The 15,971-nt window shown below is 55.1% G+C and carries 16 protein-coding genes; 7 read left to right on the top strand and 9 right to left on the bottom strand.

Annotated elements, in window-relative coordinates:
• The first annotated feature begins 28 nt into the window (after positions 1–28).
• Positions 29–2,182, top strand: coding sequence for a ComEC/Rec2 family competence protein (locus ACKVOS_RS05525; RefSeq protein WP_409211017.1), 2,154 nt, complete (start codon positions 29–31; stop codon positions 2,180–2,182).
• Here the strand turns inward: ACKVOS_RS05525 and lexA are convergent.
• The 3 genes from lexA to moaC form a co-directional block, all read right to left on the bottom strand.
• On the bottom strand, positions 2,176–2,862 hold the full coding sequence (gene lexA, locus ACKVOS_RS05520; protein ID WP_409211016.1) for a transcriptional repressor LexA: 687 nt from the start codon (positions 2,860–2,862) through the stop codon (positions 2,176–2,178). The two genes, ACKVOS_RS05525 and lexA, sit on opposite strands and share 7 nt — an antisense overlap.
• Positions 2,863–2,954: 92 nt before the next feature.
• Positions 2,955–4,136, bottom strand: coding sequence for a molybdopterin molybdotransferase MoeA (locus ACKVOS_RS05515; protein ID WP_409211015.1), 1,182 nt, complete (start codon positions 4,134–4,136; stop codon positions 2,955–2,957).
• Entirely contained in the window at positions 4,130–4,606 is a 477-nt protein-coding gene (gene moaC, locus ACKVOS_RS05510) for a cyclic pyranopterin monophosphate synthase MoaC (protein ID WP_409211014.1), read from the bottom strand. The genes ACKVOS_RS05515 and moaC overlap by 7 nt, the downstream gene beginning before the upstream one ends.
• Before the next feature lie 176 nt (positions 4,607–4,782).
• Between moaC and ACKVOS_RS05505 the strand changes: the two genes are divergently transcribed.
• A complete protein-coding gene (locus ACKVOS_RS05505) occupies positions 4,783–5,754 on the top strand; it encodes an NAD(P)H-dependent flavin oxidoreductase (RefSeq protein ID WP_409211013.1) in 972 nt (323 codons plus the stop codon).
• Between the two features lie 505 nt (positions 5,755–6,259).
• Positions 6,260–6,736 (top strand): YHS domain-containing (seleno)protein, encoded by a 477-nt coding sequence (locus ACKVOS_RS05500; protein WP_409211012.1) that lies wholly within the window; start codon positions 6,260–6,262, stop codon positions 6,734–6,736.
• Between the two features lie 120 nt (positions 6,737–6,856).
• Here the strand turns inward: ACKVOS_RS05500 and ACKVOS_RS05495 are convergent, their stop codons facing one another.
• From ACKVOS_RS05495 to miaA, 5 genes are all read right to left on the bottom strand, one after another.
• Positions 6,857–7,486, bottom strand: a complete 630-nt coding sequence (locus ACKVOS_RS05495) for a YceI family protein (protein ID WP_409211011.1) — start codon at positions 7,484–7,486, stop codon at positions 6,857–6,859.
• A 254-nt stretch (positions 7,487–7,740) separates the two neighbouring features.
• Positions 7,741–8,760, bottom strand: a complete 1,020-nt coding sequence (gene ilvC, locus ACKVOS_RS05490) for a ketol-acid reductoisomerase (RefSeq protein WP_409211010.1) — start codon at positions 8,758–8,760, stop codon at positions 7,741–7,743.
• A 120-nt stretch (positions 8,761–8,880) separates the two neighbouring features.
• Positions 8,881–9,396, bottom strand: a complete 516-nt coding sequence (gene ilvN, locus ACKVOS_RS05485) for an acetolactate synthase small subunit (RefSeq protein WP_409211009.1) — start codon at positions 9,394–9,396, stop codon at positions 8,881–8,883.
• Positions 9,396–11,138: an acetolactate synthase 3 large subunit gene (locus ACKVOS_RS05480; RefSeq protein ID WP_409211008.1), complete on the bottom strand. Its 1,743-nt coding sequence runs from the start codon at positions 11,136–11,138 to the stop codon at positions 9,396–9,398. The genes ilvN and ACKVOS_RS05480 overlap by 1 nt, the downstream gene beginning before the upstream one ends.
• Positions 11,139–11,260: 122 nt before the next feature.
• Complete coding sequence (miaA, locus tag ACKVOS_RS05475) at positions 11,261–12,193, bottom strand: tRNA (adenosine(37)-N6)-dimethylallyltransferase MiaA (RefSeq protein ID WP_409211007.1); 933 nt, start codon at positions 12,191–12,193, stop codon at positions 11,261–11,263.
• Here miaA and serB point away from each other — a divergent pair.
• Both serB and ACKVOS_RS05465 read left to right on the top strand, forming a co-directional pair.
• Complete coding sequence (gene serB / locus ACKVOS_RS05470) at positions 12,186–13,079, top strand: phosphoserine phosphatase SerB (RefSeq protein WP_409211006.1); 894 nt, start codon at positions 12,186–12,188, stop codon at positions 13,077–13,079. The two genes, miaA and serB, sit on opposite strands and share 8 nt — an antisense overlap.
• Before the next feature lie 92 nt (positions 13,080–13,171).
• The gene (locus ACKVOS_RS05465; RefSeq protein WP_409211005.1) at positions 13,172–13,693 is read left to right on the top strand and encodes a superoxide dismutase family protein; all 522 of its coding nucleotides are present in this window, start codon (positions 13,172–13,174) and stop codon (positions 13,691–13,693) included.
• 149 nt (positions 13,694–13,842) lie between these two features.
• Here ACKVOS_RS05465 and ACKVOS_RS05460 read toward each other — a convergent pair whose 3' ends face one another.
• On the bottom strand, positions 13,843–14,478 hold the full coding sequence (locus ACKVOS_RS05460) for a murein L,D-transpeptidase catalytic domain family protein (RefSeq protein ID WP_409211004.1): 636 nt from the start codon (positions 14,476–14,478) through the stop codon (positions 13,843–13,845).
• Between the two features lie 192 nt (positions 14,479–14,670).
• On the opposite strand from ACKVOS_RS05460, the gene ACKVOS_RS05455 reads away from it, so the two are divergent.
• Both ACKVOS_RS05455 and ACKVOS_RS05450 read left to right on the top strand, forming a co-directional pair.
• Entirely contained in the window at positions 14,671–15,432 is a 762-nt protein-coding gene (locus ACKVOS_RS05455) for a L,D-transpeptidase family protein (protein ID WP_409211003.1), read from the top strand.
• A gap of 73 nt (positions 15,433–15,505) precedes the next feature.
• Positions 15,506–15,958 (top strand): MerR family transcriptional regulator, encoded by a 453-nt coding sequence (locus ACKVOS_RS05450; RefSeq protein ID WP_409211002.1) that lies wholly within the window; start codon positions 15,506–15,508, stop codon positions 15,956–15,958.
• Positions 15,959–15,971: the final 13 nt, after the last annotated feature.

Genomic DNA, 15,971 nt, shown 5'->3' with positions numbered 1-15,971 from the left:
TCTGTGACATAGATGCTACGCTCCTGACATGATTGGGTTTTTCGGCTATTGTATGCGCGCGCGACGATGGAAAATTGTATATCCAACCCATATCATCCCTCGGATAGAAAATTGGTTCGATCATGAACGCGATCAATTGCCGCTGTGGTTGCCCGTATTTATCGGGATTGGGATTGGACTTTGGCAATTTGCAGGAACGGACAGGATTGTTCCGTTCCTTTTGATCTTCGGATCGATTTCGATCGGCGGAATATATGTCGGTTTCGAACGCAGATTTGGCCAGGTGCTTGTGATAGCCGGCATTGCCCTGTCGGTGGGTTATGGCGCCATCGCGGTAAAATCTGATCAGGTTGCCGCCCCGGTTTTGGGTAAAATCTGGGTTGGCACATTGTACGGCAGAATTGCAAAGGTCGAAAGGCTTGGAGCGCGCGACGTTGTTCGCCTTGAACTGAAAACCGGCGGTCAGCACAGCCTGCCGCCAAAAATCAGGATCAACCTCAAGCCCGAACAATATGAAAACAAGAATTTCATGGTCGGTGCAATTATTTTGACCCGCGCGCGGCTGATGCCGCCCGCTGCGCCGGCCTTGCCCGGAGGATATGATTTTGCGAGGCGCGCCTGGTTCCAAGGCATTGGCGCGACCGGAAGCGCGATTGGCCCGGTTTCGATTTATAAAAATTCTGAAGATGGCTCGATTATCGGCGATGCTCGCACAGCGTTGACCCAGCATATCATTCGCCAAATGCCCAAAACCACGGGCGAAATCGGCGCCGCACTGATAACCGGCGATCAAGGGAATATTGATCCGGTGGATGCACAGGCCATGCGAGATAGCGGAATGGCGCATCTGTTATCGATCAGCGGTTTGCACGTCACCGCTGTGGTAGGTTTCCTGTTCCTTTTGAGCAGCAGAACCTTGTCGTTAATTCCCCCCGTCGCGCTTCGACTTACGGTTCCGTTATTATCGGCGTGCTTTGCGGCCTTGGGCGCAGTTGCGTATACGTTGCTCGCAGGTGCAGAAGTTCCAACGGTCCGGTCATGCATTGCGGCCCTTCTTATCCTTCTTGCCCTGGCAATAGGACGGGATGCACTGACGCTTCGACTGGTCGCATTTGGAGCCTGCGTCATTTTGCTGCTTTGGCCGGAATCTATGGCGGGGCCAAGTTTCCAGCTCAGCTTTGCTGCGGTGACAACTATTTTACTTTTGCACGAAACGGCGTGGATGAAGCAATGGACCGCACTACAAGAAGAGGGTTTTATTGCGCGGATGGCGCGCGGCTTGGTTACTTTGATCATCACCGGTGTCGCGATAGAGCTGGTGTTGGCACCAATCGCCTTGTTCCATTTCCATCGCACTGGAATGTATAGTGCATTGGCCAATGTTGTTGCCATCCCATTGACCACTTTTATCATAATGCCCTCGCAAGCATTGGCTTTGATTGCGGATATTGCAGGATTAGGCGCGCCATTCTGGTGGATTGCGGGGCAGGGTATCATGGCAATCCTGATGATTGCGCGATATTTCAGCGGACTGCCTGGAGCCGTCACAATGTTGCCGGCTATGCCGCTTTGGGCGTTTCTGGCCATTATTGGGGGAGGGTTGATCGCAGGGTTACTGAAGAGCCGATTGCGGTTTGCAGGGTTTGTATCGTTGGTAGCCGGATTTCTTGCGATGTTCACTTCGCCGCGCCCTGACATTTTGGTGACGGGGGATGGGCAGCATTTGGCTTTGGTCCAGCCCGATGGGGATGTTGCGTTTTCACGTTCGCAAATTGGCGAGTTTTCTCGGGATATGTTGATGGAAAAGGCGGGAACACAGGTTGAGCCGATAGCGATTGAACGATGGCGCGGCGCGCAATGTTCGCCTGATAACTGCGTCATATCGATACTCCGCGACGGGCGAAAGTGGTTGATCCTTGCCACCCGAACGCCATATCCGATACCGGCGATGGAAATGGCAGCGGCGTGCAAGCGGGTTGATATCGTGATCAGCGACCGGTGGTTGCCATTTTCTTGTCGGCCCAGATGGTTCAAGGCAGATAGGAAAATGCTCTCCGAAACCGGGGGGCTGGCCTTCTATTTACCACAAAACAGGCTTGTGACCGTCAATGACAACAACGCGCATTATCCCTGGGTAAAGGCCGCCCGTGCCGCAAGGGCACAGGCCGACCTACCTCAATGATAGCGCCGTAATAGCCCCGCAAGCTTGCCCTGCACCTCAACCTCATGCGCCTCGAAATATTGCGGTTCGTAAGCCTGATTGGCGGGGTCCAACCGGATCCTTTGTCCATCACGGCGCAGATATTTCAAGGTTGCTTCTTCACCGCGCACCAAGGCAACGACAATTTCGCCATCCCGCGCTGTGTTCGCTTTTTTGATCAGGGCATAGTCGCCGTCCAAAATGCCCGCTTCGACCATAGAGTCGCCCGACACCTCAAGCGCATAATGCTCTCCGCTGCCCAACAAAGCCATCGGCACCGAAAGCGAGCTTTGACCCTCCAACGCCTCAATCGGAACACCGGCAGCGATCTTGCCGTGCAAAGGAATTTCCAGAACGTCATTGGCCGCCACTGGCAGATTGACCTGCGCCTTGTTTGAAGCGATGGCAGGGGTCAGCTTGGTGATCGTAGCCGACCTGCTGCTCCCGCCTTCGGGCATCTTCATCACTTCAAGTGCGCGGGCACGATTGGCCAGCCGCCGGATAAATCCACGTTCTTCAAGCGCGCCAATTAACCGGTGCACACCTGACTTGCTCTTCAGGTCCAAAGCTTCCTTCATCTCTTCAAAAGAAGGAGAGATACCGCTGCCTTCCAGGCGTTGATGAATGAAAAGAAGCAATTCATGTTGTTTCGCGGTGAGCATTATCGTGTTCCCGATGGTTTGAACATGGCAGGAACGATTAGGGAACATATTGGATCAAGTCAAGAACAATAAATTCCGTACTTTCCCAACATTCAATCCAACAAATGATAATATCTTTTTGACTCGGCTGAAGCTTGGGGCAGGTTTTTCCGGGGGTTGATGATCAGGGCATTGGCCTCCGAAAGTGGGGTTATTAAGCCGCTGTCGCGTCTGTAAATATCTGAAATATAACTATTTATTATCAAAGCGCGGAAATATTCGGTGCGTGGGCCCGGTTCGGGCAATGTGCATTCATCCCGCAGCAGAAAACTCTCCGGAAATGGAGCTTTGGACCCGGCCAAATGTCGCAATAAAGGCAACAGGAACAAAAACGCGGTGACAAAGGCGGAGGAGGGGTTCCCCGGCAATCCCAGCACAACCGAAGATCCAAGCCGACCCGCCATCAACGGCTTGCCCGGCCGCATAGCAACTTTCCAAAAATCAATCTCGGCACCGACGTTCCGCAATGCCGGTTGCACAAGATCATGATCGCCCACCGACGCGCCGCCGCTGGTCACTATAATGTCGGATCCGATGCACGCACGCAGCATTGCCTCGATGTCTTCAAGCCGGTCGGCAACGATCCCCCTGTCGTCAATGTCGCAGGGCAGGGACGCCAGCATCGCCGACAACATGACATTGTTTGACGAAGGGATATGGGCATCATCGCACTCGACCCCTGCCGGTTGCAGCTCATCGCCGGTTGCAATGATCGAGATTTTGGGTCGCCGACCGACAAAAAGCGCGCCATATCCTGCCATCACCGCAGCGGCTATGGCCCCTGCATTCAACCTTTGGCCCGGTGTCAAAAGAGCGTCGCCCTTTGAAAAATCTCCACCCTTGCGCCGGATATGCGCGCCGGTTTCCGGTGGCCCATCACCGGCCAGATTCAGGGTGACGCCGTCACGCGAAGTTTCTTCCTGTATCAAAATGCTGTCGGCGCCCTTTGGCACATGCGCGCCTGTAAAAATCCGCACGGCTTCGCCCGGACCGACATCGCCGGAAAAGGGCCGCCCCGCCGCGCTTTCGCCAATAACGTGCCAAGGGCCGGGCAAGTCGGCAAAGCGAATGGCATAGCCATCCATTGCCGATAAATCTGCCGATGGTTGCGTGCGCCGTGCGATGACCGGTTCAGCAAGATAATGGCCGACACAGGCGGCAACCGGCCTGCTGATCGGGGGCAGTGGATCGGCCAGCGCCAATAATCGGGCTTGTGCCTCCGCGACATTTAACATTCGCCGCGGCTCCATTCGCCGGATTTCCCGCCCGTCTTCGATAGAAGCTGGATCCCGGACAGCACCATGCCCTTATCAACCGCCTTGGCCATATCGTATATAGTCAAAAGCGCGACCGAAACTGCGGCCATCGCCTCCATCTCAACGCCGGTTTGTCCATTCAACCGGACCACAGCGGTCGCGCGGATGCCGCTTTCTTCAAATGCAAAATCAACGGCCACTTTCGACAGCATCGTCGGATGGCACAGGGGAATGAGTTCGGCCGTTTTCTTCGCCGCCATGATGCCCGCGATGCGCGCGGTGGCCAATACATCGCCTTTTTTGGCGGTGCCTTCGCGGATCGCGTCCAGTGCGTCGCGTGACATTGAAATGCGACCTTCGGCAACGGCCTCGCGCGCGGTGTCCGCCTTTGTCGACACATCCACCATATGTGCAGCGCCTGTGGCATCGAGATGGGTAAGTTTTGTCATAAGCTCTTATTGCATCGGGCGGACCATGAAGTCGAGGGGGGTATAAAAGCTACAGCGAAGGTCCACACCCTATCTTTGCCGCTACGGCACGGCTGTTCGTAAAACCGCCATTTGACAGCGACAACCGGCTGTGGCTAACCGGCGATTAAACACGCAATTAAGAGAGGATTCGACCTATGGCTCTTCCGGCAATTTTTGACAAACTCCGTCTGCCGATTATCGGTTCCCCATTGTTCATCGTTTCGGGTCCCGAATTGGTGATCGCGCAATGCAAGGCAGGCGTCGTCGGATCCTTTCCCGCGCTGAATGCCCGTCCGGCAAGCCAGCTTGACGAATGGCTGCACCAGATTACCGAGGAACTGGCCGCGCATAACCGCGACAATCCAGACCGTCCGGCCGCACCTTATGCCGTCAACCAGATCGTGCATAAATCGAACAACCGCCTCCAAGAAGATATCGCGACCTGCGCCAAATGGCAGGTGCCTGTGACCATTACATCTTTGGGCGCGCAGGAAGAATTGAATAAGGCCGTGCATAGCTGGGGCGGAATTGTCCTGCATGATGTCATCAACGACCGTTTCGCGCACAAGGCGATTGAAAAGGGCGCGGATGGCTTAATCCCGGTCGCAGCGGGAGCAGGTGGTCACGCCGGCGTTACGTCGCCTTTCGCTTTGATGCGTGAAATCCGGGAATGGTTTGATGGGCCTGTCGCGCTTTCGGGTTCGATTGCCCACGGCGCATCCGTTTTGGCGGCGCAGGCAATGGGCGCAGACCTCGCCTATATCGGCAGCGCGTTTATCGCGACCAAAGAAGCCAATGCGGTCGAAGGATATAAGGACAATATCGTAGAGGCAAAGGCCGCCGATATTGTGTATTCCGACCTGTTCACCGGCGTCAGCGGTAACTATCTGCGCCAGTCAATCGAACGCGCTGGTATGGACCCCAATAACCTGCCCAAGGGCGATATTTCGACCATGGACTTCGGATCCGGTGGCAACAGCGAGGCCAAGGCGTGGAAGGATATATGGGGCTCCGGCCAAGGAATAGGCGCCGTTAAAGCCGTGAAGACGGTGGCCGAATTTGTCGACCAGCTGGAAAGCGAGTATCGCGCGGCGAAGGAAAATCTGGACAAGGTTTACCGCGGATAGGTTTTTGCGTTGAGAGCATTGCTTGTTTGAATATCTCTCGCCCCTGTCTCCTTCAAGGGAGAGGGACTTGGTCCTCTTTCTCCCCTCCCGCAAGCGGGGGGTGAACTGGCGCACATGCCTCCCCTCCCGCTTGCGGGAGGGGCTGGGGGAGGCTGAGTCGGTAAGGTCCCAAGGCGCGCCTGCGGCACGCCCCCTCCCTTAACCCCTCCCGCAAGCGGGAGGGGGATTGGTTCTTGCCTTAAATATAACTGTCACTCTAGAGCCGAAGGCCTGCAGAGCACAATTTGTTTCAGGGTGACGTTTTTTTTGGGTGGGGTGACGGGGCTTTTTGGACAGGCGGTGGCGGATTTGTTGGGGGGCTTGGGTGATTTTTCAAAATTTCGAGAATTAAATTTCGTACCTTGAAACCAAATGGACCGGACCACCGAACAGGGTAATAACCTGACCGTAATATGGCCCCCCCCTCATCATAGCGGTCAGGCACCTTTTTTATGGAGTGTGTCGCGTGAAGAAAATTTTGCTCCTGATTCTTGCCACTGGAGTTGCTGCACCGTTGGTGTTTGCCGAAACCGCAGTGGCTCGTCCGGTCTATGTTGCCTCGCAAAATGAGGGTGTCGCGGTTAATGGTTTTGATACCGTCAGCTATTTTCGCGGCAATGGCACGCCTGTAAAGGGCAATGCGGCGTTTACCGTGCGTTATGACGGTGCCGACTATCATTTTGCGAATGCTGAAAACGCCGAAGCTTTCAAAGCCGATCCGGCGGCATTCGCGCCGCAATATGGCGGTCATTGTTCATGGGCAATGGCACGCGGCTATCTCGCACCCGGTGATCCGAAACAATATCGCGTGGTTGATGGAAAACTCTACCTCAACTTTAACGCTGAAGTGCGGGCGATGTGGCTCAAAGACATCGCGGGATTCATTAAGCAAGGCGATGTGAATTGGCCAACATTCCCCGATGACGCCAAATTCGGAGCATGATTTGTGGGCGGCATGGGGGCAGGCGGTAAAACGTCTGTCCTCATAGTCTACGTCCTACGTGGGGACCGTCCATAAAAGGACAGTCCCCGGCGTTGCTTCATGCGGGGACTTTCCCCAACATCAGGACGCTTTTTCGAACGCGACTGAAATATCGAGCGCCACGTCGTCGGAAATAACCGGAACGCCATAAGACACGCCAAATTCGCTCCGCTTGATGGTCGTGGTGGCGTGAAAGCCGACCGTGGCTTTCTTGTTGAACGGATTGTTACCTGCGCCCGAAAACTTTGCGTCCAGTACAACGGGCTTTGTTACGCCATTAAGCGTCAGATCGCCTGTGATCTTTGCCGTCATGCCGCTGGCTTCGACTTTGGTCGACACAAATTTGGCATCTGCAGGGGCAGCACCGAAAAAGTCGGCTTTCCCGCCATTCTTACCGGGCGCCAGCATATGGCCGGTCAAGCCTGCACTGGCAGTCGTCAATTTGCCAACCGGAATAGTGATGTCGACCTTGGCCGCATTCGGGTTTGTAGGATCAATATCCAGAGTACCGGTGGCGTCGCCAAAAATACCGAAATAATCGTTGAAGCCGAAATGGCTGACGCGCCAGCCGATCAACGTATGGCCTGGGTCTGTTTTATATGTGCCGGCGGCAACGCGGCTCACATCGGCGACACCGGGCAATTGTGGTGCGCTTTGCGCCATCAAGGGAACGGCTGCCAACAGGGGAAGGGCGAGTAAGAGTTTACGCATGGGGGATGCTCCAAAAATAAAAGGGGACGCACCAATGTTGATGTGTCCACTTAAATAGTCAAGCTTTGATAGTGACTGATGTGTTGGGGACAGTCCCCAAGGGGACAGTCCCCGTGGAACGCGACGCCGGGGACTGTCCCTTTAGGGACTGTCCCCTTAACACGACGATGGGGGCAGTCCCCAAGGGGACCGTCCCCGTAGGACACAGCTCCGGGGACTGTCCCTTTAGGGACTGTCCCCTTAAACCCAACTGCCTAGTTTTTTGCTTGGTCGACCAACTTATTCTTTGCGATCCATGGCATCATGGCGCGCAATTGGGCGCCTGTGGCTTCGATCGGATGGGCAGCCGCCGCCTTGCGCGCGGCTTTCAGTTCGGGTTGACCGGCGCGGTTGTCGAGCACGAAATTCTTGACGAAGCGGCCCGACTGGATGTCGGCCAAAACGCGCTTCATTTCGGCCTTGGTTTCATCGGTGATGATGCGAGGACCTGTGGTGATGTCGCCATATTCGGCGGTGTTGCTGATTGAATAGCGCATATTGGCAATGCCGCCTTCATAGAGCAAATCGACGATCAGCTTGGTTTCATGCAGGCATTCGAAATAGGCCATTTCCGGGGCATATCCCGCCTCGGTCAGGGTTTCGAATCCGGCCTGGATCAAATGGGTGATGCCGCCGCATAGAACGGCCTGTTCGCCGAACAGATCGGTTTCGCACTCTTCACGGAAGTTGGTTTCGATAATCCCGCTGCGTCCGCCGCCAACACCGCTGGCATAAGCAAGCGCGATGTCATGTGCGTTGCCGCTGGCATCTTGCGCAATGGCGATCAGGCAGGGGACGCCGCCGCCCTTTTGATATTCGCTGCGGACCGTATGGCCGGGGCCCTTGGGGGCGATCATGATGACATCGACATCGGCGCGTGGTTCAATGAGGCCGAAATGGACGTTGAGGCCATGGGCAAAGGCGAGTGCCGCGCCGGGCTTCATATTGGCGTGCAGGTCATCCGCATAGATTGCCGCCTGATGCTCGTCGGGTGCAAGGATCATCAAAATGTCCGCCCAAGCCGCGGCATCGGCGTTGGCGAGGACCTTGAAACCGGCGGCTTCGGCCTTCTTTGCGGTGGCTGATCCAGCGCGCAAGGCAATCGCCACATCGGCAACGCCGCTGTCGCGCAGGTTTTGCGCATGGGCATGACCCTGACTGCCATAGCCGACAATCGCGATCTTCTTGTCCTTGATGAGGCCGAGGTCACAATCGGCGTCGTAATAAACCTTCATCTTAATATTCCCTTTTCCATTATCGTCACCCTGAACTTGTTTCAGGGTCTTAATATTGCGCCGTCGAAAGCAGGACCCTGAAACAAGTTCAGGGTGACGGCGGTTTTGAATCCCTTATATTTAACTCGCTTCGCTGCCCCGCATCAGGCCAACAATTCCGGTGCGGCCAACCTCGACAAGGCCGACTTCGCGCATCAATGTGACGAAGGTGTCGATCTTGTCGGGGCCACCTGTGATTTCAAAAATAAAGCTGCTGACCGTCGCGTCTATGACGCGGGCACGGTAAATGTCGGCCAACCGCATCGCCTCGACCCTCTGGTCGCCGGACCCCTGGACCTTTACCAGCGCCAGTTCGCGTTCGACATGGGGGCCTGCCTCGGTCAGGTCGGTTACCTTGTGCACCGGTACCAGACGTTCGCACTGCGCGATAATCTGGTCGATGACGGGCGGTGGGCCTTTGGTGACAATGGTGATGCGGCTTGTCGTATGGTCTTCGCTAATATCGGCGACGGTAAGGCTATCGATATTGTACCCGCGCGATGTGAACATGCCGGCGATTCGGGCCAATGTACCGGCTTCGTTATCAACGGTGAGCGTCAGCACGTGCCGTTCGGAGATTTCTTCCTTGATATGCATTATACCAGCGCCTTTGCTTCATCGTCCATCGTTCCGGAAACTTCGTCGGAATTCAGGATCATCTCCGTGTGCGCGGCGCCCGACGGGATCATCGGGAAGCAATTCGCCTTTTTCGAAACGCGGCAATCGAACATGACGGGGCCATCATAGGCAAGCATTTCCGCAATGGCCGCGTCCAGTTCCTCCGGCTTTTCGCAACGTATGCCTTTCCAGCCATAGGCTTCGGCCAATGCGACAAAGTCGGGCAGGCTGTCCGAATAGCTTTCGGAATAGCGGCTTTCATAGGTCAGTTCCTGCCATTGGCGGACCATGCCCATCCATTCATTGTTGAGGATGAAGACCTTCACCGGCAGGCGATATTGGGTGGCGGTGCCCATTTCCTGAATGTTCATCTGGATCGATGCTTCACCGGCGATATCGATGACCAGCGCGTCGGGATTGCCCATTTGTGCGCCAATGGCGGCAGGCAGGCCATAACCCATCGTGCCAAGGCCGCCACTGGTCAGCCATTTGTTAGGCGCATCAAAATGGAAATGCTGCGCCGCCCACATCTGGTGCTGTCCAACTTCGGTCGTGATGATCGGGGCCTTGTCCTTCGTTGCGGCAAACAGCCGTTCGATGGCATATTGCGGCATGATTTCGGCGGCGCTGCCGGGATAGTTCAAACATTCCACCGCGCGCCATCCCTTGATCCGCGCCCACCATTCGGTCAGCGGCTGCGGCTTATATTTGCGCCCCTTCCAGACGTCGATCATCTGTTGCAAGGCGATGCCGACATCGGCCACGATCGGCAAATCGACGCGGATGGTCTTGTTGATTGAGCTGCGGTCGATATCGATATGCACCTTGATGCTGTCAGGGGAAAATGCATCCAGCCGACCCGTGACCCTATCATCAAAGCGCGCGCCAAAGCAAAACATCACATCGCACTGGTTCATCGCCATATTGGCTTCATAGGTGCCATGCATCCCAAGCATCCCTAGCCATGCGTCGCCCGAGGCCGGATACGCGCCAAGGCCCATCAACGTCGATGTGACCGGAGCCCCGCATAGTTCGGCCAGTTCACGCAAAGCGGCGCTGGCGTGCGGGCCGGAGTTGATGATACCACCGCCTGTATAAAAAATAGGTGCCTTGGCGTTGGCAAGCAGTTCCACGGCCCGGTTAATAGCGCCATAATCCGCTTCACCCGCCGGGTGAAAACGATTGGGTGTGGTGTTCTTTATGTCGGTGCGCGCGGTTGCGACCTGCACATTTTTGGGGATGTCGATGACAACCGGGCCGGGCCGGCCCTTGGTCGCAATCATAAACGCCTCCCGCACGGTGGTGGCGAGGTCGGCGGGGTCTTTCACCAGATAATTATGCTTCGAACAATGCCGCGTGATGCCGACCGTATCCGCTTCCTGAAAGGCATCGGTGCCGATCAGGGTGGTCGCGACTTGTCCGGTAAGGACAATCATCGGTATCGAATCCAGAAATGCGTCAGCGATACCCGTCACCGCATTGGTCGCCCCGGGGCCGGACGTTACCAAAACAACGCCGGGTTTGCCGGTGGATCGGGCATAGCCTTCGGCCGCATGGGCAGCGCCAGCCTCATGCCGGACAAGGACGTGCTTGATCTTTTTCTGTTGGAACAAGGCGTCGTAAATCGGCAAAACCGCGCCGCCGGGATATCCGAATACGGTATCCACCCCTTGTTCAACGAGGCAGTCGATCAATATTTCCGCACCGGATTTTTCGGGCACTTTGTTGTCCTGTTCGATAATGTTTACATCGCCGCGCGATATGGCTTTTTGCCATGCTGCGCTGCAATAGATTTAGCAAGAGGGGTGCCACTAGTTATTAGATTATGCCGTGTCAATCATTATTATTGTAATAATCTTTCAATTTCATTCCCATTTTCGATACATATAACATTTTCTATCCGGGTCCAATCCTCCGGTGATTGGTTTCTAAACCATGTATATTGCCGTTTTGCATATTGCCTTGTCGCAATTTTACCCAGTCTGATGGCTTCATCATGCGCTATTTCGCCGGAAAGACAGGCGGATATTTCGCGCACTCCAATCGCCCGCATAACCGGCGCATCTCCGGGTAAATTGCGCGCCAGCAAGGCGGAAACCTCGTGGAGCGCACCGGCATCCATCATGCCGTCAAATCGCTGGTCACATCGTTGGTACAACCAATCACGCGGAGGCAGCAATAACACCGGTCGAAGGTCAACATCGTCAGCGATCCCCCCGACTTTATCCCGCCGCCAATCGGCGATGCTGCGCCCGGTTGTCTGAACAACCTCCAGCGCGCGGGCGATACGGCTGCTGTCGGTTGGGGACAAGGTATCGGCCATGACAGGATCCAGGCTTTGCAACGCCGCAAAGCTGTCCACCACATTCTGGCTCCGGATCGCGGCACGCACCAAAGGGTCGATAGTCGGAATCGGCGCAATTCCATCCAGCAAGGTTCTCAGGTAAAGTCCGGTACCCCCGACCAACACAGGTAAAGCGCCGGATTGATGGGCATTTGCGATTTCCAGTTTGGCGTCGGCGGCCCATTGCGCCGCGGAACATGGTGTCGCCCCATCGAGGTAACCGAACAGACGGTGTGCTGTGCTTGCCAATTCCTCGGGCGATGGTTGCGCGCTCAATATCGGTAAGTCGGAATATACTTGCGCGCTATCGGCATTGATAATCACAATATTACGCTTTTTTGCCAGATGCAGCGCGAGTGCGGTCTTGCCGCTGGCGGTTGGACCCGCAATAAGCGCCAACTTCGGCTTTGTTTCAGGATTCGGTATGCCCATCGCAACGTTAATAGCAGCAGATTTCGCCGAGAGCGGAGTAATTTCCGAAGCCTGCGATCGTCTGGCGCAGGCAGGCTGCATCCCGGCGGAGATTGAATGGATCGATGCCGGCAAAGCCCTGGACATCGGCTTTACCGGCGATATTGCAAACGCCCGTCTGGCGCTGTCCCCGCTTGAGGCGGATTTTGACATCATCTGCCAATCCAGCCTCCATCGCCGCAAGATGTTGCTGGTATCCGATATGGATAGCACGATGATTACCGTCGAATGTATCGACGAACTGGCTGACTATGCCGGTATAAAGGCCGAAATCGCCGCGATTACCGAGCGTGCAATGGCAGGCGAGCTTGATTTTGCCGAGGCGTTGAAAGCACGGGTGGCGCTGTTGGCCGGCATGGACGAGAAAATCATTGCCCAATGTATAGAAGAACGGGTCCGTCCCATGCAGGGCGCAGAAATATTGGTCCGTACTATGGCCGCTTGGGGCGCCCACAATGTACTTGTATCGGGCGGTTTTACAAGTTTCACCAACACTGTCGCCTGCATTCTGGGCTTTGCGGAAGTGCACGCCAATGTTTTGGAAATCGTTGATGGCCGACTGACGGGCGCTCTAATTGGAAATATCGTCGATGCGGTTGCAAAACGCGCGGTTCTGGAATCAGCGGTGGCGGGGCAGGGCATATCTATGGAAATGGCTGTTGCTGTGGGTGACGGTGCAAATGATTTGCCGATGGTCGCGTCTGCCGTTGCCGGGGGCGGGATCGGTGCAGGATATCACGCAAGACCGGTTTTGGCCTCTGCCTCCAATTTTGCCATTCGGCACAACGACCTGACGGCGTTGCTCTATGCCCAAGGCGTCGGACGTGATCTTTGGGCGGAAGGCTAAGATCAGGGCCGATTAAAATTTGAACAGGTTGAGATTATGGATATAAATCACGCCTTGTTTGATAATATCATGATCTGATTGAGGACGATGACATGCGTAAATTTCTGCCGGTGCTGTTCCTTCCCTTGATCGCAGGGTGCACAACAATTGCGCCATCTCCGGCCGCATCCGACATATTCACGGCGGATTTGGTGCGCGGCGATGGGTCCTCTGCGGGTGTGGCAACGATAACAAAGCGAGGTAACGGGGTTTTCTTTAGCCTGAAATCGCAAGCGACGCTTGCCGGTACTTTCGGAATGCACCTGCATAGCATTGGGAAGTGCGAAGGACCCGATTTCGCCAGTGCAGGGGGGCATTGGAACCCCGGGATGAAACAACATGGGCGCGATAACCCGATGGGCCCGCATAATGGTGACCTTCCCAATGCCGTTGCCGGTCCCGATAAAAAGATGACGTTGGAATTCCAGATGCCCGATATAGTGTTAAAAGGCGAAGGCGGTTTGCTCGATGCGGACGGCGCGGCGCTGATTGTTCACGAAAAGGCGGATGATTATAAAACCGACCCAACAGGAAATAGCGGCAAACGCATGATATGCGGCGTGTTTAAGGGATGATGCTTGGGCAGAAGGTGTTGGGGACAGTCCCTGAAGGGACAGTCCCCGCTGATTTTAAAGGAAGGTGTTGGGGACAGTCCCCGCTGATTCTACAGGGACTGTCCCCGTGGGGACTGTCCCTAACGCTGCCTTCTGACGAAAAAAGGCACCTAAGCCTTGTCGGCGAACAATAACGTGCCTGGCGCGACCTGTTGAAGTATCTGTCCGATATCATTTTGGTCAAAGGCGAAGCAGCCTTGGCTTCTGCCGATTTTGCCTTGTTCCTGAATGAGTGACCTGTTCACATACCAGGCCGGATGGATGACAATCGCGCGCGCCTCCGCTTGGTCATTTTGCGGTTCGAGGCCGAGCAAACGTCGCGACTCTCCATATTGGCCGAAATAGGTGTCACCGACAACATAAGCGCCAGCGGACGTGGCTTCTGACCCATGTGTGTTGGAAAAGCTTTGCACCCAGCCGCTGTGTTGGGGATCTGATCCTTTGCCGTGGGCCACCAGAAATGACGTGGCTTTCCCGTTTTGCAAATCGACGATATAAAAACGCGGGTCGCGCGAGGGTTTTGAAAAATCGGCGATGGCCAACCTGTCAACAACGACGATACGCGAGCGATTTGTGTCCAGAGCCGCCTTCGCCCGCGCGAGCAATATAGGAGGAGGGGCCGCGCCGGCAGGATTTCCGGTGCCTGAACGGAAAATGATTTCGCTTGCAGTTGACGGAGCCGCGATTGCTGTTGCGCCCACTATCGCCGATTGAATAAATTGTCTGCGTCCGAAAACTGTCATCATGTCACTGATAGTGCCTATCAAGGATTGCCAAAAGCCTTACGGCCAGCATTTGGCCGCAAATTGCGGACGGTTAAGCGCGATAATTTCTTTGGTCATATGCATAATCGGGTCGAAACCGGTTCAAACAGTTGCTAAGAACGTCAGAATAATCTGGTCGCATCGCGCACTTTAACGTTTACCCGGGGCAATTTCATGCAATTCCTTGCGTTCATTCGCAGATCTATCGCGACCATCCTCATCTGTTCTGCAGTATCTGCATTGGCGCAAACCGAAGAAGGGTCTGCTGCTCTTCAAATATCGTCACCGCCGGCAAGCCAGTCGTCCGTGCCTGAGCAAAGTACCCCGAATAGTACCCCTATAGTCACTCCACCGCCGGTTGCTCCACCGCCGGTTGCGAAACCGGTCCCTAAACCGGTCCGCAAGAAAGGACCTGTCGACGCGCTTAAGCCGGGCCAATATGTCTGGGAAACGCAGGAAGTTTATGAAGGTCCGATGAAAATTGTGATCGTTCTCGATATCCAGCGTATTTACGTGTTCCAGAACGACAAACTGCTTGGATTTAGTACCATTTCTTCAGGTAAAAAGGGCAAAGAAACGCCCACCGGTTATTTCAACATCCTCCAGAAGAACATCGATCATAAATCCAACCTGTATAGCAATGCGCCGATGCCCTATATGCAGCGTCTGACGTGGGACGGCATTGCCCTGCATGGCGGGCACCTTCCGGGCTATCCGGCATCGCATGGTTGCATTCGTTTGCCGCATCCATTTGCAAAGTCGCTTTTTGGTGCGACTCAAATGAACCAAGAGGTTCTTGTGCTGCAGAACATCTCTACTCCGATCAAGCGGCCCGAACCTAAAGTGGAGCCGTTGCCAGCACCCGCAACAGCCCCGGATTTGCCTGAAAAGAGCACCGGCGGGACATCGCCGGACGTCTTGCCAAAGTCAGGCTGATGCAGAATCCCGATTGACGTTTACGCTAACGTAAAGTAGTGACGCTAGTGCAATGAGAAGGGAAAGGGTCTTCATGGATCATCTGTCACGCAATGAAGGGCACGCCGATGCAACGATTGACACACCAGATGAATTCAATCGCGATTCCTTCACGATATCCGATCTATCTAATGAATTTGACGTCACCGCCCGTGCTTTACGATTTTATGAAGATCAGGGCCTGATATCACCAGAACGGCTCGGGCTGGCGCGGATATATTCCAAGCGAGATCGGGCGCGATTGGCCTGGATATTGCGCGCGAAGCGCGTCGGGTTCAGCCTTGCGGAAATTCGGGAAATGATTGACCTTTACGATTTGAACGACGGTCGCAATATCCAGCGCCGCGTGACGATTGAAAAATGCCGCGATCGGATCAATTTGTTGAAAGCGCAGCGTGACGATATCGAAAGCGCAATCAACGAACTGACCGACTTTGTCTTCATGGTTGAAAAGGTCGAAGAGTCCGAGAAATCGGCCGCGGCCTGAAACTTTTTTCACT

Origin of the sequence: Sphingorhabdus sp. (assembly GCF_046154385.1) — a bacterium.
Lineage (GTDB): Bacteria > Pseudomonadota > Alphaproteobacteria > Sphingomonadales > Sphingomonadaceae > Sphingorhabdus_B.
The sequence above is the reverse complement of the archived record's forward strand: the minus strand, read 5'-3'. Positions and strand labels throughout refer to the sequence as shown.

Coding starts and splice junctions, on each gene's coding strand:
- ilvN (WP_409211009.1), bottom strand. CDS start 9,396: ATGCATATCAAGGAAGAAATCTCCGAACGGCACGTGCTGACGCTCACC.
- ACKVOS_RS05515 (WP_409211015.1), bottom strand. CDS start 4,136: ATGTTAAATGTCGCGGAGGCACAAGCCCGATTATTGGCGCTGGCCGAT.
- ACKVOS_RS05495 (WP_409211011.1), bottom strand. CDS start 7,486: ATGCGTAAACTCTTACTCGCCCTTCCCCTGTTGGCAGCCGTTCCCTTG.
- ACKVOS_RS05465 (WP_409211005.1), top strand. CDS start 13,172: ATGCGTAAATTTCTGCCGGTGCTGTTCCTTCCCTTGATCGCAGGGTGC.
- ACKVOS_RS05525 (WP_409211017.1), top strand. CDS start 29: ATGATTGGGTTTTTCGGCTATTGTATGCGCGCGCGACGATGGAAAATT.
- ACKVOS_RS05455 (WP_409211003.1), top strand. CDS start 14,671: ATGCAATTCCTTGCGTTCATTCGCAGATCTATCGCGACCATCCTCATC.
- ACKVOS_RS05460 (WP_409211004.1), bottom strand. CDS start 14,478: ATGATGACAGTTTTCGGACGCAGACAATTTATTCAATCGGCGATAGTG.
- lexA (WP_409211016.1), bottom strand. CDS start 2,862: ATGCTCACCGCGAAACAACATGAATTGCTTCTTTTCATTCATCAACGC.
- ACKVOS_RS05505 (WP_409211013.1), top strand. CDS start 4,783: ATGGCTCTTCCGGCAATTTTTGACAAACTCCGTCTGCCGATTATCGGT.
- moaC (WP_409211014.1), bottom strand. CDS start 4,606: ATGACAAAACTTACCCATCTCGATGCCACAGGCGCTGCACATATGGTG.
- ACKVOS_RS05450 (WP_409211002.1), top strand. CDS start 15,506: ATGGATCATCTGTCACGCAATGAAGGGCACGCCGATGCAACGATTGAC.
- serB (WP_409211006.1), top strand. CDS start 12,186: ATGCCCATCGCAACGTTAATAGCAGCAGATTTCGCCGAGAGCGGAGTA.
- miaA (WP_409211007.1), bottom strand. CDS start 12,193: ATGGGCATACCGAATCCTGAAACAAAGCCGAAGTTGGCGCTTATTGCG.
- ilvC (WP_409211010.1), bottom strand. CDS start 8,760: ATGAAGGTTTATTACGACGCCGATTGTGACCTCGGCCTCATCAAGGAC.